The sequence below is a fragment of the Arthrobacter sp. THG-b23 genome, assembly GCF_059091265.1.
The window spans coordinates 386,093-405,635 of sequence record NZ_JBNHGM010000002.1 but is presented as its reverse complement, the minus strand read 5'-3'; the positions used below and the strand labels follow the sequence as shown (position 1 = coordinate 405,635).

Below are 19,543 nucleotides of genomic sequence, written 5' to 3'. Positions count from 1 at the left end.
GCTGGGCCAATCCTGACTGCCGCACCTGACCTGACGGACCGCGCGGTGCATGACAGGATGAAAAGACACCCCCAACAAGAAAGGCTGATGCCGCGTGATTTTCATTGTGGTCAAGTTCAAGGTCAAGGACGAGTACGCCGACAGCTTCCCCGAACTCGTGCGCGAATTCACCGAGGCAACGCGTGCCGAGCCGGGCAACCTGTGGTTCGACTGGTCACGCAGCGTGGACGACGCCAACACCTACGTGCTGGTGGAGGCCTTCCGGGACGACGCGGCCGAAGCACACGTAAAGAGCGACCACTTCCAGAAGGCCATGCAGGAGCAGCCGCAGTACCTGCAGGAAACGCCGCGGATCATCAGCCGCCAGGTCGAGGGCGACGACTGGGACCTGATGGGTGAAATGACCGTCGCGTAGCGCCGCGGCCGCCGGAGGGGCTGGCAAGCGGCCGGTTCTTCGCCACAATAGGGCGCATGGAACAGTTCACGCCCCGCACAGCCATTGTCACCGGTTCCGACTCCGGCATCGGCCGGGCCACCGCCGTCGCCTTGGCCCGTGCCGGCATGGATGTCGGGATCACCTGGCATTCGGACCGGGACGGAGCCGAGGACACGGCGAAGGAGGTCCGCGCGCTCGGCCGCAGCGCCGCCGTCGTCCAATTGGACACCACGAACCTGCCCGGCTGCGGGGACGTAGTCGACGCGCTCGCGGAGCAGCTCGGCGGGCTGGACGTGTTCGTCAACAACTCCGGTACCGGGGCGTCGGTGCCGTTCCTGGACCTGGACTACGAGACCTGGCGCAAGGTGGTGGCCACCGATCTGGACGGCGCGTTTGTCTGCATGCAGCGCGCGGCCCGGCGGATGGCGGATGCCGGCCGCGGCGGCCGGATCATCGCGGTCACCAGCGTGCACGAGCACCAGCCGATGATCGGGGCCGCCCCCTACGACGCCGCCAAGCACGGCCTCGGCGGGCTGGTGAAGAACATGGCGCTGGAACTCGGCCGGCACGGCATCACGGTCAACTCCGTCGCGCCCGGGGAGATCGCGACCGCCATGACCGGCAACGAGGACCAGGACCCGTCGGCCATCGACCGCCCCGGCATCCCGCTGGCCCGGCCCGGCGACGCCCGCGAGGTCGCCGCCGTGATCGCCTTCCTGGCGTCCCCGGGAGCCGGCTACGTCACCGGGGCGTCGTGGGTTGTGGACGGCGGCATGCTGCAGATGGGACCGCAGGCCGGGGCGGCCGTGACCGGCCACGACTGGCGCAAGGTGTAGCAGTAGCAGTACAACGGCCCGGACCGCGTCCGTCGCTGGTTAGTTGGCGGCGATCCGCTCCGTGGAGCCGCGCACAATCAGCGAGGCCTCCAAGGTGAGCTGCGGCTGCTCAAGGTCGCGGCCTTCGATCAGGCCGCGCAGCTGTTCGCCGGCCTTGAGGCCCAGGCGGGCGGCGGGAAGGTGGACGCTGGTGAGGCCGGGGTTGCTAGTGGCGGAGTAGGGCAGGTCGTCGAAGCCGGCGACGGCGAGTTCGTCCGGGATCCGCACGCCGGCGACGCGCGCTTGCTGCAGCACGCCGTACGCGTGGGTATCGGTGGCGCAGACGACGGCGGTGACACCGGATTGCTGCCACCGGGGCCAGGCGGCGGCAAACGCCTCGGCCGAGGCGCCGATGTCGATCGTGGTGCTGATCAGGTGAGCCGGATCCACCGTCATCCCGCGCGCGGCCGCCTCCGCCAGGAAGGCCGTCCTGCGAATGGTGAAGGTGGCTGTGCCGGTCACGCTGTCCAGGTACGCCACCCGCTGGTGGCCGGAGGCGGCCAGATGCGCCGCGAGTTCGCGGGCGCCGTGGGCCACATCGAGGTTGACGGACGGCGCATAAGCCTCAAGCCCGGGCGCGTCGAGCAGCACCAAGGGGCCCGTGGCGGAGAGGTCCTCGAGGAACGCGGCATCGGGGGCATCCACCAACAGGCCCGCCGGGCGCAGGGCGAGGATCCGGCGGATGTCATCCGCGCGGGGGAATTCACCGGCTTCGGTGACGGAGAGCAGCAGCTGGAAGTCCGCGCCGAGGGATTCCCGGACGCCGGCAACGACCTTGGCGAAGAACGGGTTGGAAATGTCCGGCGCCACCAGAACCACAATGGAGCTGACCCCCTTGGCCAGCGAACTGCCCACGCTGTCCACCACGTATCCGAGTTCGGCGATCGCCCGGCTGACCCGCGAGATGTTGTCCGCAGACACCCGCCCGCGCGTCTTGCCGTTGGCCACCAGAGAAACCGTCGCCGTGGATACGCCGGCGCGGGCGGCCACCATCGCCGCGGTCACTCGCCGACCGACGCGCGGCGGGTGCTGGGGAGGGCGGGCGGAATCCATGAGCCCATGATAGGCGTGATCAGGCACCATAAGGCATCAAGCGCTTGACCCAGGTTTACGTCAAGCGTTTGACGTGAACGGGGAGGGGGTGTCACACTTCCTGTGACCAAATTCCCGCTGCGGCGGGCCCCGATGACGTGGAGAGAAAACATGGACGCCACTTCCGCGACGCCCGGACCGAAAAAGATCATCTTGGATTGCGATCCGGGGCACGACGACGCCGTGGCGCTGCTCCTGGCCCACGGCAACCCGGACATCGAACTGCTCGCCGTGACCACCGTTGTCGGCAACCAGACCCTGGCAAAGGTCACCAAGAATGCTCTGGCCGTGGGGACGATCGCCGGCATCACCGGTGTCCCGTTCGCCGCCGGCTGCGACCGCCCGCTGGTGCGCACCATCGAAACCGCGCCGGACATCCACGGCGATTCCGGCATGGACGGCCCCGCGCAGCCGGAGTCCAGCATTGAACTCGACCCGCGCCACGCCGTTGATCTCATCATCGACACGATCATGGGGCACGAACCCGGCACCGTAACCCTGGTCCCGACCGGCGGCCTGACCAACATCGCGATGGCCGCCCGCAAGGAGCCGCGCATCGTCGAGCGGGTCAAGGAAGTCGTGCTGATGGGCGGCGGCTACCACGTGGGCAACTGGTCCGCCGTGGCCGAATTCAACATCATGATCGACCCCGAGGCCGCCCACATCGTCTTCAACGAGAAGTGGCCGGTGGTCATGGTGGGACTGGACCTCACCCACCAGGCGCTGGCCACCCCCGACGTCGTCGAGCAGATCGAAGCCGTCGGCACCGGTCCGGCCCGCTTTGTCCGCGAACTGATGGACTTTTTCGCCCAAACCTACAAGGACGCGCAGGGCTTCGACTATCCGCCGGTCCACGATCCCTGCGCCGTCGCCTACGTCATCGACCCCACGGTGATGACCACCCGCAAGGTCCCGGTCGACATCGAACTGCAGGGCAAGCTGACCCTCGGCATGACCGTCGCTGACTTCCGCGCCCCCGCACCGGACGACTGCCACACCTCGGTGGCCGTGGACCTTGACCGCACCAAGTTCTGGAACCTGGTGACCGATGCGCTGGTCCGGATCGGCGAGGTAGAGATCGGAACCGCCGCCACCACAACGACGACGGCGGCGCCCGCCTCCGCGGCGCCCGAGACCGCCAGGATGGCAGCGAAATGAGCGCCGTTCTCCACGAAGCCAAGGCAACCCGTGGCGGCACCACCGCCCTGATGGTCGCCCTGCTGACGGCCTGCGTGGCCTTCCAGCTCAATGCCTCCATGCTCAGCCCCGCCCTGGTCACCATGGGGGAGGAACTGCAGACAGACCAGGCCTCAATCGGCCTGTCCCAGACGTGGTTCTTCACCACCGCCGCTCTGTTCTCCCTGTTCCTGCCCCGGCTGAGCGATATTGTCGGCCGCAAGCGGATCCTCGTCGGGATGATGCTGCTGACGGCCGTTGGCTCCGTGATCGCAGCGCTGGCCCCGGACGTTACGTGGCTCTTCGTGGGCCGGATCATCCAGGGCGCCAGCGGCCCCACCGTGCCGCTGTGCCTCATCATGCTGCGCACCGCCGTGTCCAACCCGCGCACCTACGGCACGCTGATGGGCGTCATCCTCGCGGTCAATGGCGGCGTGGCCGGCGTCGATGCCTTCCTCGGCGGCTACATGGCCGAGCACTACGGCTTCCGCAGCATTTTCTGGTTCATGGTGGTCCTCGCCGTGATCGCCGCGGTTCTCGTCGCCGTCCTGACGCCCGAGAGCAAACCGCAGGCCGGGACGCGGATGGACTGGACCGGCGTCGTCTTTATAGTTGTCGCGGTCGGTGCCCTGCTCACCGCGCTGAACGAGGCCGCCAAGCTGGTCGGCGGGTTCTCCGGGGAAACCCTGGTCCTCTCGCTGGTGTTGATCGCCGTGGCCGCCGCCGCGTTCGCCGCCTTCTGGGCCACCGAAAAGCGCACGAAGCAGCCGATGGTCGAGATTGTCCATCTGCGCCAGCGCTCCACGTGGGCACCGCTGCTGACCACGGTCCTGACCATGACCGGCATCTTCGCCGTCATCAACGGAATCGTCCCCGCCTACGTACAGGCCGCCGCACCCGGGTTCGGCCTCGGCCCCACCGAAACGGCGCTGCTCATCCTGACCCCCTACGCGCTGCTGGGCTGGGTCTTCGGCCCGATCAGCGGACGGCTCGCCCCGGTACTGGGCTACACCAAGGTGCTGCGCATCGGCATGATCGGCAGCATCGTCTCCCTGGTGATCATTGTGCTGTTCGGCCTGAACAGCCTGCCGGTGATGGTCGCCGCCACTGCGCTGCTCGGCATCATGTACGCCGGCACCGCGAACATCATGCTCAACGGGCTCGGCGTGGTGCTCTCGCCCCCGGGCAACCCCGGCTTCCTGCCGGGCATGAACGCGGGCGCCTTTAACCTGGGCGCCGGGCTGAGCTTCCTGGTGCTGCCGGCCGTGCTCGTGGGCACCTCGGCGCTGGGCGACCGCGGCTCTTACCTCACCACGGTGGTGGTCGGCCTGGTCATCACGGTCGCGGCCTTCGCCGCCTCGCTGCTGATCCCCAAGCCCGTCGATGCCGAGGTGGAACAGTGAGTCCGCAGGCCGGACGCATCGTCGTCGTTGGTTCACTGAACGCGGACCTGACCATCTACACCGAGCGGCTGCCCAACCCCGGCGAAACCCTCCGCGGCGAAGGCTTCGCCGTGAACCCGGGCGGCAAGAGCGCCAACCAAGCCGTGGCCGCTGGCCGGCTCGGCGGCAACGTCGCCATGATCGGCGCGGTGGGCGAGGACTCCAATGGAGACATGCTGCTGGCCTCCGTTGCAGGGGCCGGCGTGGACGTTTCCCGCGTGCGCCGCGCCGCTGACGTCGAGACCGGCGTCGCCGTGATTACCGTTGACGCCGCGGGGGAGAACAGCATCGTCATCTCCCCCGGCGCCAACGGCACCGTTGTTCCGGATGACGTAGTCGCAGCCAGGGACGTTTTCGATGGCGCCGCCGTGGTTTGCCTCTGCCTCGAGGTCGGCCGGGACGTCGTGGAGGCGGCAGCAAGATCAGGGCACGACGCCGGAGCAACAGTGCTGCTTAACCTCTCGCCTTACGCGCCCGTGTCGCAAAGCCTGGCCAAACTCACCGACGTCCTGCTGGTCAACGCGCACGAGGCTTCGCAGTTCCTCGGCGGCGCCGAGATGCCCTGCGCCAATGCCGCCGTTGCCGACTGGGAGCAGGTGCGCTTGAAGTTTGCGGCGCAGGGGCTGGACCGCGTCGTGGTGACCCTGGGTGCCGACGGCTCCATCGTGCTGGATGCGCATGTCGAGGAGGGGCGCCGTTTCACCCGGATCGCCCCCACCAAGGTTGACGCCGTGGACACCACCGGCGCCGGTGATGCCTTCACCGGGTCCCTCGCGGCACGGCTTGCCGCAGGGGAGACCCTGGCCGAGGCGGCGGCGTTCGCTTCGGTCGCTGCTGCCCTGGCCGCCACGAAAAAGGGAACCCAGGCCGCGTATCCGCGACTGGCAGACGTGGAGCGCCTGCGGGCTGGCGCCTGACGTCCAGAGACCTAACGCGACGTACAAACGAACGGCGCGGTGCACCGGAAGGTGCGCCGCGCCGTCGTCCTTGGTGAGAGCAAGCCGGGCCGGCACGGCATCACGATGAACGCCGTCGCGGGGGGAGATCGCCACCACCGTGACCTGCAACGAGGATGAGGGCACACACCGCATCGACCGCCCGGCATCCCACTGGCCAGACCCGGCGAATCCCGCGAGGTCGCCGCCGTCGGCAGCCACGACTGGCGCGAGGTGTAGGAAACCACCTCGGGCTCCTGCAAGTGCGAGGGCAGACAAGGCCGTCCGCGCCGGTGCACACGACGGCGATTATAAGTCTATGGCTGCAGCAATCCCGGCAGAACCACGGGCGCGAAGGCGCCCGATTCCCACGTCAATACAAAATGAACGTTTGGACGGGAATTAAGACCAGCAACCATTGCCAGCCCCCTGGCGGCGTTGTGACACTAAGTTGCCGCCATGCAACCAGTGCCGTTCAGGTAGGGGCTGCCGACGGCATTCGCATGCAGTTCCATGGAAATTGATTCGACGAGGAGTCAGGTGAAAAAGACGAAACCAGCGCTCATGGCACTCTCATTGGTCCTTTCGGCCGGGTTGGCGGCAGGTCTTGCCGCCCCCGGTGCTACGGCGGCCGACACCACGGAGACCGTGCAGCAAAACAGTGAAAAGGTCCTCAGATCGGGTGCTATCACCGTCAAGCGGGACACCTACGGCGTCCCGCACGTCTACGCGGACACGACCCGCGATCTGTTCTACGGCTACGGCTATTCCGTTGCTGAGGACCGGATGTTCCAACTGGAAATGGCCAAACGCGCCGTTCTGGGCACCTCTGCCGAAGTCCTGGGCCCGGACTACGTCGAGATCGACAAGCGCTCCCGGGCCTCCTTCGACCCGGAAGCCATCAGGGAGCAGATTTCGGCCCTGCCCGCCGACGACCGGGACATCCTCGACGGTTACGCGGCCGGTTTCAACAAGCGCATCTCAGAGGTCATGGACAACCCCGGCGCCCTGCTGCCGAAGCAGTTCACCGATTACGGCTTCGAGCCCTCCCGCTGGTCAGGGTACGACGTGGCGATGATCTGGGTCGGCACCATGGCCAACCGCTTCTCGGACAGCGCCGGGGAGCTCTCCAGCCTGCAGGTCCTCCAGCAGCTCACCGCCGAACACGGCGCGGAGCAGGGCCAGCTCCTCTTCGATCAGCTGCAGTGGATCGAAGATCCTACCGCCCCCACCACCGTGCCGCGCGTGGATAAAAAGCGCCCGAACCAGCTGGCCTCGGACAGCCCCTCGCAGATGGCCAAGCTCAACAAAGTTTCCCATGATCTGAAGGATGACGGCCTGGAGCGGATGAAGCAGTTCGGCGGCGGCGACTGGCCGAACCTCCAGCCCGAGGCCAGCAATCTCTGGATCGTCGGCGGCAAGAAGAGCAAGGAGAAAGGCTCGGTGCTGCTCAACGGGCCCCAGTTCTCCTGGTTCAACCCCTCCTACGTCTACGGCATCGGCCTGCACGGGGCTGGCTACGACGTTACCGGCAACACGCCGTTCGCCCACCCGACGATCCTCTTCGGCACCAACAAGGACATCAGCTGGGGATCCACCGCCGGACCGCTGGACGTCAACGACGTCTACCAGGAGCAGTTGAACCCGGAAAACCCTTACGAATACAAGTACGACGGCGATTGGGTGCCGATGGAGGTCCGCACCGAAAAGATCGAGGTCGCCGGGCAGGAACCGATCGAACAGCAGGTTTACTCCACGATCCACGGTTTCGTGACCAGCTTTGACGAAGCGAACAACACGGCCTACTCAAAGAAACGCAGCTGGGCCGGCACCGAAATCCAGTCCTTCATGGCTTGGATCAAGATCATGAAGGCCCAGAACTGGGAGGAGTACCTGGCCCAGGCGGAGAAGGTGGGCATTACGATCAACTGGTACTACGCCGACAAAAAAGGCAACATCGGCTACGTCTCCCCAGGCAAGCTGCCGATCCGTGCCGAAGGGCACGACCCGCGGCTCCCCGCCGTCGGCGACGGGTCCATGGAGTGGGAGGGAATCAGGGACTTCTCCGAAAACCCCAAGGTCTACAACCCCAAGCAGGGCTATATCGTGAACTGGAACAACCAGTCCGGTGCCGGCTTCAACGCAGGCTCAGGAAACTGGTCGCCAGTGGACCGCGTCAACGAGATCATTGAGCGGCTTGAGGACCAGCACAAGTTCACGACCGACGAGATCTGGAACATCAACGAAGAAACCTCGTTCGCGGACCTGAACATCCGCTACTTCCGCCCGTTCCTCGAGGAAGCCGTCAAAACGCTGCCCGCCAGGGACCCGGTGGTCCAGGATGTCCGGCTCCTGACAGGATGGGATGGCCAGCGCCGTGACAGTGACGGCGACGGCAAGCTCGACGGCCCCGAGGCAGCGATCATGAACGCCTGGCTGCCGATCCTGTTCGAGGCGGTGCTCAAGGACGACCTGCCGGCCTCCGTTTTTGCCAGCTACTCGCAGGGCACCGGTCTCGCCCGTCCCGCAAACGGCAGCAAGCTCGTCTACAACGCCCTGTTGGGCAAAGACGCCGGCGTCTTACAGCACGTCGACTTCTTCAATGGCGTGGACAAGAAGCAAGTCTTGCTGGACACCTACCAGCAGGCGCTGGAGAAGCTCGAGGCCGAACAGGGCACCGACCGCAACAACTGGACCGCGCCCGCGCCCCAGCATGAGTTCTCCTACAAGAACTTTATCGGCGTCCCCCAGGCGAACCCGAACGAGAACCTGACCGGGCCGGACTACATGAACCGCGGCACCCAGAACGACATCGTCTCGCTCTTCGGTTCGCAGGCCGAGATGTGCACCGTCGCCCCGCCCGGCCAAAGCGGCTTCATCGCTCCCGACGGCACCAAGTCCGCGCACTACGCTGATCAACTGCAGATGTACGCGGACTTCGAATGCAAGACGGAAAACCTCTACCCGGAACAGCTCGATGCCAACCTCGAGAGCGAGAAAATACTGAAGTGACCTGTTCGTAGTCGACAGCAGGCGGCCACCGGCGGTGGGCGCCTGCTGCTTTCCCTATGGGCCTACTGTTCGTAGCCGACGAGCCAGTGAAGCCCGTGACGATCGATCACCTGGCCATCGGAGGCGCCCCACGGCTTCGGGGCAAGGGGATCGACCACCCGGCCGCCAACGGCGAGCTTGTCGAACCACTCGTGCAGCACCTCGGGCTCGGCCGTCCCGAGCAACGAGAGCATGACGCCCTCGAGCCGGACGCTCTTCTCGCCGGGTGCCGCATCCGATCCGGCCAGGGCGACCACGCCGTTCAGCATTCCGTGGGCTATGTGCCCCGGCGGTCCCGTACTGTTACCGAAGTCCTCATTGGTGTGCAGGGAAAGCTCGCCGCCAAAGATCTCTGCATAGAAACCCAGTGCTTCGCGGGCAGTGCCGGGGAAACTGATATAGATCTGCGGTGCCGTCATGGGCACAGCATACAGATACGGATATCCGGCAGTGCTGCGGTGCCGGTCCTCGAGGGGAAGACGAAGAGGGATGTTCCCTGCACCGCGGTGCTGGGAACATCCCTCTTGCGCCCGCCCCTGGGCAGGGCGGAATCTATCCGAAGTACTTCGGCAGGGTGCCCTCGTGGGCGTCCTTCAGTTCGGCCAGCGGCACGGAGAACTCGCTCTGGAAGTCCAGCGCGCCGTTCTCGGTGTCCACCACGCCGATGCGCATGAACGGGAAGCCCCGCGCGCCGCACATGTCCTTGAAACGGACCTCTTCGCTGCGCGCCACGGACACGACGGCGCGTGCCTGGGATTCGCTGAACAGCAGCGTGAACAGGTCCACGCCGTCACGCTCGCAGACCTCGCCCAGGCCGATCCGGGCACCGACGCCGAAGCGCAGCGCCATCTCGGACAGGGCGGCGGCCAGGCCGCCTTCGGAGAGGTCGTGGGCGGCGTCGATCATGCCGTCCCGGGAGGCGTTGATCAGCAGCTCGCCGAGCAGCTTCTCGGCGGCCAGGTCCAAGACCGGGGGCTTGCCGCCCAGGTGTCCGCGCAGGTTGGCCCATTCGGAGCCGTCCAGCTCGTCGCGGGTGGTGCCCATCAGGTAAATCGCCTGGCCGTCCTCGCGCCAGCCCGACGGGGTGCGGCGGCCGACGTCGTCGAGCTTGCCGAGCATCGCCACGACGGGAGTCGGGTGGATCGGGGTGTTGCCGGTCTGGTTGTACAGCGAGACGTTGCCGCCGGTGACCGGGACGCCCAGTTCCATGCAGCCGTCGGAGAGGCCGCGGATCGCTTCGGCCAGCTGCCACATGACGTCCGGGTCTTCCGGGGAGCCGAAGTTCAGGCAGTCGGACACGGCCATCGGCACGGCACCCACGGTGGCGACGTTCCGATAGGCCTCGGCCAGAGCCAGTTGCGCCCCCTGGTAGGGATCCAGGTAGGTGTAGCGGCCGTTGGCGTCGGTGGCCAGGGCAACGCCGAGGCCGGTTTCCTCGTCCACCCGGACCACCCCGGCATCGTCGGGCATGGCCAGTGCGGTATTGCCGCCCACGTAGCGGTCGTACTGGTTGGTCACCCAGTCCTTCGAGCACATGTTCGGGGACGCCATCAGTTCCAGCACGGCTGCCTTGAGGTCCTCGGCGCTGGCCGGGGGGTTGGCGCCGGCCGCGGAGGCGCGGAAGCTGTCGGCCTGGACCCGGTCCTGCCATTCCGGACGGGCGTAGGGGCGGTTGTAGACCGGGCCGTCGTGGGCGACGGTGCGCGGATCGACGTCGACGATGGTCTCGCCGTCCCACTTGATCACCAGGCGGCCGGTGTCGGTGACTTCACCCAGCCAGGAGTATTCCACGGCCCACTTGGCCATGACGGCCTCAAACGCCTCGACGTTTTCGGGGGAGACGACCGCCATCATGCGCTCCTGCGACTCGGACATCAGGATTTCGCCCGGCGTCAAGGTCGGATCGCGCAGCAGCACCGACGTCAGCTCAACGTCCATGCCGCCGTCGCCGTTGGATGCCAGTTCCGACGTGGCGCAGGAGATGCCGGCGGCCCCCAGGTCCTGGATGCCCTCGACCAGCGAGCCCTTGAACAGTTCCAGGCAGCACTCGATAAGCACCTTCTCGGCGAACGGGTCGCCGACCTGGACCGCGGGGCGCTTGGAGGGCTTGGTGTCGTCGAAGGATTCCGAGGACAGGATGGAGGCGCCGCCGATGCCGTCGCCGCCGGTGCGCGCGCCGAACAGCACCACCTTGTTGCCCTTGCCGGAGGCGTTGGCCAGCCGGATGTCCTCGTGGCGCATGACGCCCACGGCCAGTGCGTTCACCAGCGGGTTGCCCTGGTAGACGGAGTCGAAGACGACCTCGCCGCCGATGTTCGGCAGGCCCAGTGAGTTGCCGTAGCCGCCGATGCCGGCGACCGCACCGTGGACCACGCGGGCGGTGTCCGGGTGGTCGATCGCGCCGAAGCGCAGCGGGTCCATCACGGCCACCGGGCGCGCGCCCATGGAAATGATGTCGCGCACGATGCCGCCGATGCCGGTCGCGGCGCCCTGGTACGGCTCCACCATGGTCGGCGAGTTGTGCGACTCGATCTTGAAGGTTACGGCCCAGCCGTCACCCAGGTCCGTCACGCCGGCGTTCTCGCCGATGCCCACCAGCATGTGCTTCTTCATGTCCTCGGTGACCTTGTCGCCAAACTGGCGCAAGTGGACCTTGGAAGACTTGTAGGAGCAGTGCTCGGACCACATCACCGAATACATGGCCAGCTCGGCGGCGGTCGGGCGGCGGCCCAGCACCTTGACGACCTCGTCGAACTCGTTGCGCTTCAACCCCAGCTCGGCCCAGGGCAATTCCGTGTCCGGGGTCTGCGCGGCATGCTCCACGGTGTCGATGTTGAACTGGCGCCCCTCGACGCGTTCGACGGCGTCGGCCGCCCCGCCGTAGCTCTGCACGTGCTCATTGCGTGCCTCGGCCTCGGTTTCCAGCCGGGTGTCCACTGATGCGCTGGTCGGATTGGTCTCGGTCATTTACTTGGCACCTGCCACAATCTTCGTCAATACGGAGGTGAACATTCCCAGGCCGTCGGTGCCGCCGCGCAGCGCGACGTCGCCGAAGGCGGAGGAGTCCGGGCCGAAGCCGGCTTCCACGGCGTGTTCGGGGTGCGGCATCAGGCCCACCACATTGCCCGCGGCGTTGCTGATGCCGGCGATGTCGCGGCGCGACCCGTTCGGGTTCCCGTCCGCATAGCGGAACACCACGCGATTCTCTGCTTCCAGCTCGTCCAGGGTCTTCTCGTCCGCGACGTACTGCCCGTCCTGGTTCTTCAGCGGCACCACAATCTCGGCGCCTGCTTCATACTGGCTGGTCCAGGCGGTGGTGTTGTTCTCCACGCGCAGCCTTTGGTCGCGGCAGAGGAAGTGCAGGTGGTTGTTCTTGATCATCGAGCCGGGCAGCAGGTGTGCTTCGGTCAGCACCTGGAAGCCGTTGCAGATGCCCAGCACCGGCAGCGGATCGTGCTGCGCGTTGGCGGCATCGGCGATCTGCTCCATCAGCGGGGCAAAGCGGGAGATCGCCCCCGCGCGCAGGTAGTCGCCGTAGGAGAAGCCGCCGGGGATGATCACGCCGTCCACGCCCTGCAGGTCGTGGTCGCCGTGCCACAGGCTGACCGGCGTGCCGCCGGCAATCCGCACGGCACGGGCCGCGTCGCGGTCGTCCAGCGTGCCGGGGAAGGTGACGACGCCGATGCGCGCGCCCGAGAGGCCGGCGTCGGGGGCGGGCGAGAAGTCGCCGATCAGGGGAGTCTCAGTCATTATTCGCCGGCCCCGATGGTCGCCTCGGTGATGACCTCCACCCGGGTAACGTCTTCGATCACGGGGTTGGAGAGCAGCGTGGCGGCAGCATGCCGGGCCTGTTCCAGAAGTTCCTCGGTCACCTCGCCGTCAACCGTCAGTTCGAAGCGCTTGCCCTGGCGGACTTCGCTGAAGCCGGTCAGGCCCAGGCGGTTCAGTGCGCCGGCAATGGCTTTGCCCTGCGGATCAAGGATTTCGGGCTTGGGCATGACATCAACAACGATCCGGGGCATCCGGCCACTCCTGTGCTTGGATTGTGCTCTTCAAACGAAGCGAGGCGCGCGGAACTCAGTGCAGTGTCAATCCAACAATTGGTGCCGTCTCACGCTGACCCAGCGCTCCGCGAGCTTGCAGCACCATTCTACCGGCAACCCGGGGTGCTGATTTTACGGGACGACGACGGCGGAACCCGGCAAAACCGTGCCGTTGACAAGCGGGGCTCGTAGCATGGCTTTATGACTGAAAAGCCGCAATCCATGCTGCTGCCCATCCTGGCCGCCGTCGTGCTGGGCGGCGTTGGGCGGATGGTCATCCAAAAGAAGCGCGAAGACCGGCGGACCGCCCGCGCCGCAAGCCAGGATCTTGACCGCCGGGTGAGCGACATCATGCGCGACGGCCGACGCTGACCTGGTCGAGGCTGCGCTGGCCGACACTGCCCCCGTCGAACATCCGTACGCCGAGCCGGCCTTGGGCGGGCAGCCGGGTGCCGCTGCCGGGCTCAGGCTTCGCCGGCGCGGCTGCCCAGCAGGGCGGCCATGGCGTTCCACTCGGAGATCTTGCACCCGTCGGTGAGGGAGAAATGCTTGTTCACCTCGCGGCCGTTGAAGGTGCCGGTGACGTGGGCCTGCTGCGGACCGCCGTATTGCTGGGTGCAGAGGCGGTTGGGATCGGGCAACTCGAAGAAGACCTTGTCCCCGTGCTTGGCCAGCGCCGCGCACGCCGCCTCCGCGTCGCTGACCGTGGAACCTGCGGCGGGACGGGAATCCCGGCACACCAGCAGTTGCTCAAACCGGGCGGCGCTGTCCGCGGAGGTCAGCATGATGGATAGTTCGGCGTCCACGGCCACTCCTTTCTGATCGTCTGTCGGGGCGGGCTTCGAGGGTGCCGGTTCCGACGGGGCAGGCTTCGAGGGTGCGGGTTCCGAGGGGGAAGAGGTGCCGCCGTCGCCGGGGGACGCGGGAACCGCGATGCCGGGGGAAGGTTGCGGCTGGCCGTCCTGGGCACAGGCCGCCAGCCAGGGCAGGAAGAGCAGGCAGGACAGGAGCACGGCCGCTTGACGGGGTGCCCGCTGGGGCCCCGGACGCTTCGCCTCAACCGCCATGATCAGTCCTCCGTTCGGATAATTCCCGGAGCGGTGTGCAGCGCGCCGGCACGGTGCGACGACGAGTCCCCCTCCGTCCCACGGTCACGTCAAGCGCCTCCAGCGCCTCCAGCGCCTCCAGCGCATCAAGCGCTTCCAGGAGCCGCAGGCGCAGCACCTGGGCCTCGTCGGCAAACGCCCGCTGGGCCGCCACGTACTGCGCGCGGCCCTCGGTGGTCTCGATCCTGACCGGTTCGTAGCCCCAGCCCGAGAGGTCGTAGGGCGAGGCCCGCATGTCCAGCTCGCGGATCCGCCAGGACAGCTCGAAGCAGTCCATCACCAGTTCGCTGGGCAGCGCCGGGGCCAGCTTGTACGCCCACTTGTACAGGTCCATGTTGGCGTGGAGGCAGCCGGGCTGCTCCATCTGCCGCTGGTTCTCGCGGGTGGGCCGCAGCGTGTTCAGCGGTACGGCCTGCGGCGTGTAGAACCGGAAAGCATCAAAGTGCGAGCAGTTGATCCGGCTGCTGTCCACCACGCGGTCCGTCCCATCGGCGCCGAGCCGCAGGTCCAGGTAGTCGTGCCGGACGCCGTTGAGCCGCGACTTGTAGGCCATCGCCCATTCGTGCAGCCCGAAGCAGCCGAACCGGGCCGGCCGCGACGCCGCACCGGCCAGGATTTCCCGCGTGCACGCCACCGCGGTTCCCCGCGCCGCAAGGAAAGCTTCCGCGTCGAAGGTGACGGCACCGGCGTCGTGCTCCACACCCGCCGTGCGGCACTCCGCGGCGGTGAGCGCCCGGTAGAACTTCCACCCGCGGCGCTCGCCGGCGTCGGCGCCGGTCAGCACCACGCCCGCGCCGGGATGCCAGCGCAACAGCTGGCCCGGCTTGAGGCTGTAATAGGTGAAGAGGAAGTCTTCCACCGGGTGTTTCAGCCCGGCCGAGCGGCGTTGCAGATACGGCTGGGTGAAGCGCCGGGCGCGCTCGCGGTGGGCCCGGGCGCGCGGCAGCCACTGCTCCGGTTCGAGCACCCGGAGACGGTCGAGGAGGACCTGCGGCGCCATGGTTCCATTGTTCCAGCCGCCGGGGCAGATTGGCACCCGGCTTATAGCACCGCCGGCTTCGGCAGGGAAGTACCCGCAGGAGATTTCCGCCGCGGCACCGAAAACTAGGGTGAAACGGTTCTTTCAGACCTCCCGGTGCGGTACTTTGATCCCACAGACGCACCAATGTGGCTGTTGTCACAGTTGGGGATGGGGCCGGCCTCGCACGCCGGGGAAATCCAATACCCTGTGGGCCGTACGGCCCACAGGATAGGCATTCGGTTGCGTCTGCGGGCCGGCCAAAGCGGTCGGTCCACCGGATGAAAGGCATTTCCTTCTCATGACACAGCAAAGCAGCAGCTTTGTGCACCGGCAGGGATTGCGCTCTGCCGCAGCACTCGCACTGGGGATACCGCTGATCCTCTCCGGGCTTGCCGGCCCGGCGGCGGCCGCACCCGCCGACATTGCGCGCACCATCACCTCGAATCCGGACGGGCAGCAGGCCGTCTACGAGGACGGCCGCTACATCGTGATGCTTTCGGGCGATCCGCTGGCCACCTATGAGGGCGGCGTGTCCGGCATCGCGGCAACGAAGCCCGCGCCCGGCGAGAAGCTGAACGCAAACAGCGCCAACGCCAAGAAGTACCGGGCACACCTGCAGGAGCAGCAGAACGACGTCGCTGCCTCCGAGGGCGTGAAGATCGGGAAGAGCTTTACGACGGCGGTGAACGGCTTCGCGGCGGAGCTGACCGGGCTGCAGGCAGCCGAGCTGGCCAAGAAGACGGGCGTGGCGGCGGTAGCTCCGGACGAGCAGCACCACCCGGACTACTCCAGCACCGATTTCCTGGACCTGCCCGGCGGCAACGGCGTCTGGGCCGAACAGTATGGCGGCGCGCAGAACGCCGGCAAGGGAACCGTGGTCGGCGTGATCGACACCGGCTACTACCCGGAGAGCGATTTCCTGGCCGGCGAGGAGGTCAAGCCGCTGAGCGGCAAGGCCAAGGTCGGCGAACCCTACCTGACGCCGGACGGCAAGATCGCCATGCTCAAGGCGGACGGCAGCACGTTCCTGGGCGAATGCCAGCCGGGCCAGGAAGGCTCCGGCTTCGACGGCACCGAATGCAACTCCAAGGTGCTCAGCGCCCGCTACTACGCCGACGACTTCCTGGCCTACGTCCCGCCGGGAGACAGGCACCCGCAGGAGTCCATCTCCCCGCTGGACATCGCCAGCCACGGCACCCATACCGCCACCACGGCCGCCGGCAACAGCGGCGTGACGCAGACGGTTGACGGCCGCGACTTCGGCACCGGCAACGGCGTGGCCCCGGCCGCCAAGGTTGCCGTCTACAAGATTTGCTGGGAGGACAACGACGACGCCACCGGCGGCTGCTACACCTCGGCCTCCGTGTCCGCGATCGAGCAGGCCATTCTCGACGGCGTGGACGTGCTGAACTACTCCATCTCCGGCAACAACAACTCCGTGCTGGACCCGGTGTCGGTGGCGTTCCTGAGCGCGGCCGAAGTGGGCGTCTTCGTCTCCGCCTCCGCCGGCAACTCGGGCCCGGCTCCCGCCACCGTCAACCACAGCGCGCCCTGGGTGACTACGGTGGCCGCCAGCACGTTCTCCAACGAACTGCAGGGCACCGTTGAACTCTCTGACGGCACCAAATACCGCGGCACGTCCATCATGAACCGAGAGGTTCCGCAGACGGCGCTGATCCTTTCCGCCCAGGCGGGTGCGGCCGGTGCCACCGGGGACGAGGCACGGTTGTGCTACCCCGGCAAGCTAGATCCGGCCAAGGTCGAAGGCAAGATCGTCATCTGCGACCGCGGCGTGATCGCCCGCGCGGACAAGTCGGTGGCCGTCGAGCAGGCCGGCGGTGTCGGCATGGTGCTGGTCAACGTGACGCCCGGGTCGCTCGACCTGGACCTGCACGCCGTCCCCACCGTGCACATCGACGACCCGTCCATCAAGGAGAAGGTTGCGGCAGATCCGTCGCTGACCGCGGCGCTGCGCGACCGTGACACCACGGGACTGCCCCAGAGCCCGGTCCCGCAGGTCGCCGAGTTCTCCTCCCGCGGTCCGTCCACCGCGGTGGACTCGAACCTGCTGAAGCCGGACGTTGCGGCCCCCGGCGTGAACGTGCTCGCCGGAGTTTCCCCGGTGGTTGGCGGCGAGACCAGCGGCTTCATGTCCGGTACCTCGATGGCCGCACCGCACGTGGCCGGCCTCGGGGCGCTGCTGCTGGCCAAGAACCCGAAGTGGTCCCCGGCCACCGTGAAGTCGGCGATGATGACCACCGCCGGCGACCTGGTCACCGAGGACGGCTCGGTGAACGAAGACCGCTTCGCCACCGGCGCCGGCCATGTGGATACCGCCCGCATGGGCGATCCCGGCCTGGCCTACGACGCCGATGTCAACGACTGGCTGGGCTTCATCCAGGGCACCGGCGTGGACCTGGGCCTGAAGAAGCGGGACACCGTCGAATCCAAGGACATCAACGTTCCGTCGTTCGCCCTCGGGAAGCTGGCCGGCAAGGTCACCGTAGAGCGCACGCTCACCGCCCTGGAGCCCGGCACCTACACGGCGGACGTGGACCTGCCGGGTGTGAACGTGAAGGTCTCGCCCGCGAAGCTGATCTTCAAGAAGGCCGGCCAGGAACGCACGTTCAAGGTCACCTTCGAGAACGCGGACGCGCCGCTGGATCAGTTCACCATGGGCGAGCTGGTCTGGAGAGAAGAGGGCAAGGCCGGCAAGCCCGGCGCCCGGGGCGGCGGGCAGCACGTGGTTGCCTCACCCATCGCCGTCCGGCCGGTCACCGCGGTTGCGCCCGCCAGCGTGGCGTTCGCTTCCGACGGCGGTGACGGCACCGGTTCGATCGAGGTCACCTCGGGCACCAACTCGCCGATCGACCTGGCGGTCGAGGGCCTGGCCAAGGCCAACGCCACCGAAGTGGAGAAGGTCCCCGGACAGCCCGCCGTGATCGGTTCCAACGGCAGCACCGGATATGCCCCGCAGGCGGTGCCGGCAGGTGCCACGCTGGCGCAGTTCTCCATCACCGCGGCCGACCCGGGGGCAGACTGGGATCTGTACGTCTTCACCCCCGCGGGCACCGTGATCTCTGCGGCCACGGCCTCGGCCAGCGAGTCCTTGGTCATCAACAATCCGGCACCGGGCACCTACTACGCCATCGCGCACCTGTACAGCAGCCCGGACGGCAAGGCGAGCAAGGGGACCATCGACACGGTGGCGCTGAGCGGTGACGCCGGCAACCTGGCGGTCAGCCCGGATCCGCTGGAGCTGGCCAACGGCGAGACCGGCACGGTGACCGCCACCTGGTCCGGCCTGACCACCGGCAGCTGGGTTGGCCTGGTGAAGTTCGGCGACGGCTCCTCCACGGCGGTGACTGTCAACGTCTCCGGCAACGGGGCCGCCGCGCAGGCGCCGGCAGCTGAAGGTGCCGCCGTGATAGTCGACGGCAGCGCCTCGCCCCAGCCCGGGCAGCGCTCGGGTCGCTAGCGGCACACGCGGTCCTGGCCGCTGACAACACCTGAACAAACGGGAGGGTGGCCGGTGGAAACGTCCACCGGCCACCCTCCCGCCGCATCTACCGGCAGGACCGTGCCTCGGCGCTAGTCTTTGGCCGCCCGCGCGGCCTTGATCAGCGCATGCATCGAGGCGTTCAGCTCGCGCAACTGCTCCCGTTCGAGCCCTAAACGCGCCAGCATGGTGCCGGGCACGGCCAGGGCCTCCTCCCGCAGCGCCTCTCCGGCGTCGGTCAGGCCAACGGCCAGCGCCCGCTCGTTGCCTTCCACGCGCTCCCGGGTCACCAGCCCGGCCTGCTCCAGCCGTTTGAGCATGGGGGACAGGGTGGCGGGTTCCTGCTGCAGCGCCTCGGACAGATCCTTGACCATCTGCGGGCTCTGCTCCCACAGGGCCAGCATCATCAGGTATTGAGGATGCGTGAGGCCCAGCTTCTCCAGCACCGGCTTGTAGGAGGCCACCACGCTGCGCGATGCCACCGACAGCGCGAAGCACAGCTGGTGCTCCAGCAGCAGGTCGTCCGTAGTCCCCGCCGTCGCTGTCACGGCCATCACTCTCCATAAGTTCATGCGCTAATTGTTCATGCTCTATTCTGGGGTTAAGCGCCCGCAGAGTCCACCGGGCACCGGAAGAAGGATCACGCACATGGCCGAGAAGAAGTCCCGCGTCAACGCGTTCATGCGGGCGACCGGAAAGTTCCGCATCGTCTTCGGCCCGGCCCAGAAGAGCGGCGTGGACCATCCCATGACCGAGGAGAACAAAACCCTGCTCAAGCAGCGCGAGGCAGAAGCGTCGCAGTGGGAAACGGTCACGCGGGCGGACGGCAGCACCTACATCGTGCCGAAGAAGCCGGCCTAGGCGCGC

The 19,543-nt window shown here is 67.4% G+C and carries 17 protein-coding genes; 9 read left to right on the top strand and 8 right to left on the bottom strand.

Annotation, left to right across the window (positions count from 1 at the left end; all coding sequences use genetic code 11):
- Nucleotides 1–94 precede the first annotated feature (94 nt).
- Nucleotides 95–415 (top strand): putative quinol monooxygenase, encoded by a 321-nt coding sequence (locus AC5RVD_RS05560; protein WP_494111105.1) that lies wholly within the window; start codon nucleotides 95–97, stop codon nucleotides 413–415.
- Between the two features lie 56 nt (nucleotides 416–471).
- Nucleotides 472–1,272, top strand: a complete 801-nt coding sequence (locus AC5RVD_RS05555) for an SDR family oxidoreductase (protein WP_494126305.1) — start codon at nucleotides 472–474, stop codon at nucleotides 1,270–1,272.
- 39 nt (nucleotides 1,273–1,311) lie between these two features.
- On the opposite strand, the gene AC5RVD_RS05550 is transcribed toward AC5RVD_RS05555, so the two are convergent.
- Nucleotides 1,312–2,304, bottom strand: a complete 993-nt coding sequence (locus AC5RVD_RS05550) for a LacI family DNA-binding transcriptional regulator (RefSeq protein ID WP_494111141.1) — start codon at nucleotides 2,302–2,304, stop codon at nucleotides 1,312–1,314.
- A gap of 210 nt (nucleotides 2,305–2,514) precedes the next feature.
- On the opposite strand from AC5RVD_RS05550, the gene uriH reads away from it, so the two are divergent.
- From uriH to AC5RVD_RS05530, 4 genes are all read left to right on the top strand, one after another.
- Entirely contained in the window at nucleotides 2,515–3,561 is a 1,047-nt protein-coding gene (gene uriH / locus AC5RVD_RS05545; RefSeq protein ID WP_494126304.1) for a uridine-preferring nucleoside hydrolase UriH, read from the top strand.
- Nucleotides 3,558–4,982 carry a uridine transporter UriT gene (gene uriT / locus AC5RVD_RS05540; RefSeq protein WP_494126303.1) on the top strand — a complete coding sequence of 475 codons (1,425 nt, stop codon included), beginning with the start codon at nucleotides 3,558–3,560 and terminating at the stop codon, nucleotides 4,980–4,982. Before uriH ends, uriT begins: the two co-directional genes overlap by 4 nt.
- Nucleotides 4,979–5,938 (top strand): ribokinase, encoded by a 960-nt coding sequence (locus AC5RVD_RS05535; RefSeq protein ID WP_494126302.1) that lies wholly within the window; start codon nucleotides 4,979–4,981, stop codon nucleotides 5,936–5,938. The genes uriT and AC5RVD_RS05535 overlap by 4 nt, the downstream gene beginning before the upstream one ends.
- A gap of 582 nt (nucleotides 5,939–6,520) precedes the next feature.
- Nucleotides 6,521–8,968, top strand: a complete 2,448-nt coding sequence (locus AC5RVD_RS05530) for a penicillin acylase family protein (RefSeq protein ID WP_494126301.1) — start codon at nucleotides 6,521–6,523, stop codon at nucleotides 8,966–8,968.
- 62 nt (nucleotides 8,969–9,030) lie between these two features.
- On the opposite strand, the gene AC5RVD_RS05525 is transcribed toward AC5RVD_RS05530, so the two are convergent.
- From AC5RVD_RS05525 to purS, 4 genes are all read right to left on the bottom strand, one after another.
- Entirely contained in the window at nucleotides 9,031–9,426 is a 396-nt protein-coding gene (locus AC5RVD_RS05525; protein ID WP_494126300.1) for a VOC family protein, read from the bottom strand.
- 133 nt (nucleotides 9,427–9,559) lie between these two features.
- The gene (gene purL, locus AC5RVD_RS05520) at nucleotides 9,560–11,974 is read right to left on the bottom strand and encodes a phosphoribosylformylglycinamidine synthase subunit PurL (RefSeq protein WP_494126299.1); all 2,415 of its coding nucleotides are present in this window, start codon (nucleotides 11,972–11,974) and stop codon (nucleotides 9,560–9,562) included.
- A complete protein-coding gene (gene purQ, locus AC5RVD_RS05515) occupies nucleotides 11,975–12,757 on the bottom strand; it encodes a phosphoribosylformylglycinamidine synthase subunit PurQ (RefSeq protein WP_494111114.1) in 783 nt (260 codons plus the stop codon).
- Entirely contained in the window at nucleotides 12,757–13,029 is a 273-nt protein-coding gene (gene purS / locus AC5RVD_RS05510) for a phosphoribosylformylglycinamidine synthase subunit PurS (protein WP_493988587.1), read from the bottom strand. Before purS ends, purQ begins: the two co-directional genes overlap by 1 nt.
- 222 nt (nucleotides 13,030–13,251) lie before the next feature.
- On the opposite strand from purS, the gene AC5RVD_RS05505 reads away from it, so the two are divergent.
- Complete coding sequence (locus AC5RVD_RS05505) at nucleotides 13,252–13,422, top strand: hypothetical protein (protein ID WP_494126298.1); 171 nt, start codon at nucleotides 13,252–13,254, stop codon at nucleotides 13,420–13,422.
- A gap of 92 nt (nucleotides 13,423–13,514) precedes the next feature.
- Here AC5RVD_RS05505 and AC5RVD_RS05500 read toward each other — a convergent pair whose 3' ends face one another.
- Nucleotides 13,515–14,117: an SSI family serine proteinase inhibitor gene (locus AC5RVD_RS05500; RefSeq protein WP_494126297.1), complete on the bottom strand. Its 603-nt coding sequence runs from the start codon at nucleotides 14,115–14,117 to the stop codon at nucleotides 13,515–13,517.
- Nucleotides 14,107–15,156: a 3-methyladenine DNA glycosylase gene (locus tag AC5RVD_RS05495; RefSeq protein ID WP_494126296.1), complete on the bottom strand. Its 1,050-nt coding sequence runs from the start codon at nucleotides 15,154–15,156 to the stop codon at nucleotides 14,107–14,109. The genes AC5RVD_RS05500 and AC5RVD_RS05495 overlap by 11 nt, the downstream gene beginning before the upstream one ends.
- A 319-nt stretch (nucleotides 15,157–15,475) precedes the next feature.
- On the opposite strand from AC5RVD_RS05495, the gene AC5RVD_RS05490 reads away from it, so the two are divergent.
- Nucleotides 15,476–18,655 carry a S8 family peptidase gene (locus AC5RVD_RS05490; RefSeq protein ID WP_494126295.1) on the top strand — a complete coding sequence of 1,060 codons (3,180 nt, stop codon included), beginning with the start codon at nucleotides 15,476–15,478 and terminating at the stop codon, nucleotides 18,653–18,655.
- 113 nt (nucleotides 18,656–18,768) lie between these two features.
- Here AC5RVD_RS05490 and AC5RVD_RS05485 read toward each other — a convergent pair whose 3' ends face one another.
- A complete protein-coding gene (locus tag AC5RVD_RS05485) occupies nucleotides 18,769–19,248 on the bottom strand; it encodes a MarR family winged helix-turn-helix transcriptional regulator (protein WP_494126294.1) in 480 nt (159 codons plus the stop codon).
- Nucleotides 19,249–19,324: 76 nt separating this feature from the next.
- Here AC5RVD_RS05485 and AC5RVD_RS05480 point away from each other — a divergent pair, with 76 nt between their 5' ends.
- A complete protein-coding gene (locus AC5RVD_RS05480; RefSeq protein WP_494111120.1) occupies nucleotides 19,325–19,537 on the top strand; it encodes a hypothetical protein in 213 nt (70 codons plus the stop codon).
- Nucleotides 19,538–19,543: the final 6 nt, after the last annotated feature.

Excerpts from the sequence above, each read along its gene's own strand:
- AC5RVD_RS05555 (WP_494126305.1), top strand. The coding sequence starts at position 472 with ATGGAACAGTTCACGCCCCGCACAGCCATTGTCACCGGTTCCGACTCC.
- AC5RVD_RS05550 (WP_494111141.1), bottom strand. The coding sequence starts at position 2,304 with ATGGTGGCCGCCCGCGCCGGCGTATCCACGGCGACGGTTTCTCTGGTG.
- uriH (WP_494126304.1), top strand. The coding sequence starts at position 2,515 with ATGGACGCCACTTCCGCGACGCCCGGACCGAAAAAGATCATCTTGGAT.
- uriT (WP_494126303.1), top strand. The coding sequence starts at position 3,558 with ATGAGCGCCGTTCTCCACGAAGCCAAGGCAACCCGTGGCGGCACCACC.
- AC5RVD_RS05530 (WP_494126301.1), top strand. The coding sequence starts at position 6,521 with ATGGCACTCTCATTGGTCCTTTCGGCCGGGTTGGCGGCAGGTCTTGCC.
- AC5RVD_RS05525 (WP_494126300.1), bottom strand. The coding sequence starts at position 9,426 with ATGACGGCACCGCAGATCTATATCAGTTTCCCCGGCACTGCCCGCGAA.
- purL (WP_494126299.1), bottom strand. The coding sequence starts at position 11,974 with ATGACCGAGACCAATCCGACCAGCGCATCAGTGGACACCCGGCTGGAA.
- purQ (WP_494111114.1), bottom strand. The coding sequence starts at position 12,757 with ATGACTGAGACTCCCCTGATCGGCGACTTCTCGCCCGCCCCCGACGCC.
- purS (WP_493988587.1), bottom strand. The coding sequence starts at position 13,029 with ATGCCCCGGATCGTTGTTGATGTCATGCCCAAGCCCGAAATCCTTGAT.
- AC5RVD_RS05505 (WP_494126298.1), top strand. The coding sequence starts at position 13,252 with ATGACTGAAAAGCCGCAATCCATGCTGCTGCCCATCCTGGCCGCCGTC.
- AC5RVD_RS05500 (WP_494126297.1), bottom strand. The coding sequence starts at position 14,117 with ATGGCGGTTGAGGCGAAGCGTCCGGGGCCCCAGCGGGCACCCCGTCAA.
- AC5RVD_RS05495 (WP_494126296.1), bottom strand. The coding sequence starts at position 15,156 with ATGGCGCCGCAGGTCCTCCTCGACCGTCTCCGGGTGCTCGAACCGGAG.
- AC5RVD_RS05490 (WP_494126295.1), top strand. The coding sequence starts at position 15,476 with ATGACACAGCAAAGCAGCAGCTTTGTGCACCGGCAGGGATTGCGCTCT.
- AC5RVD_RS05485 (WP_494126294.1), bottom strand. The coding sequence starts at position 19,248 with ATGAACTTATGGAGAGTGATGGCCGTGACAGCGACGGCGGGGACTACG.
- AC5RVD_RS05480 (WP_494111120.1), top strand. The coding sequence starts at position 19,325 with ATGGCCGAGAAGAAGTCCCGCGTCAACGCGTTCATGCGGGCGACCGGA.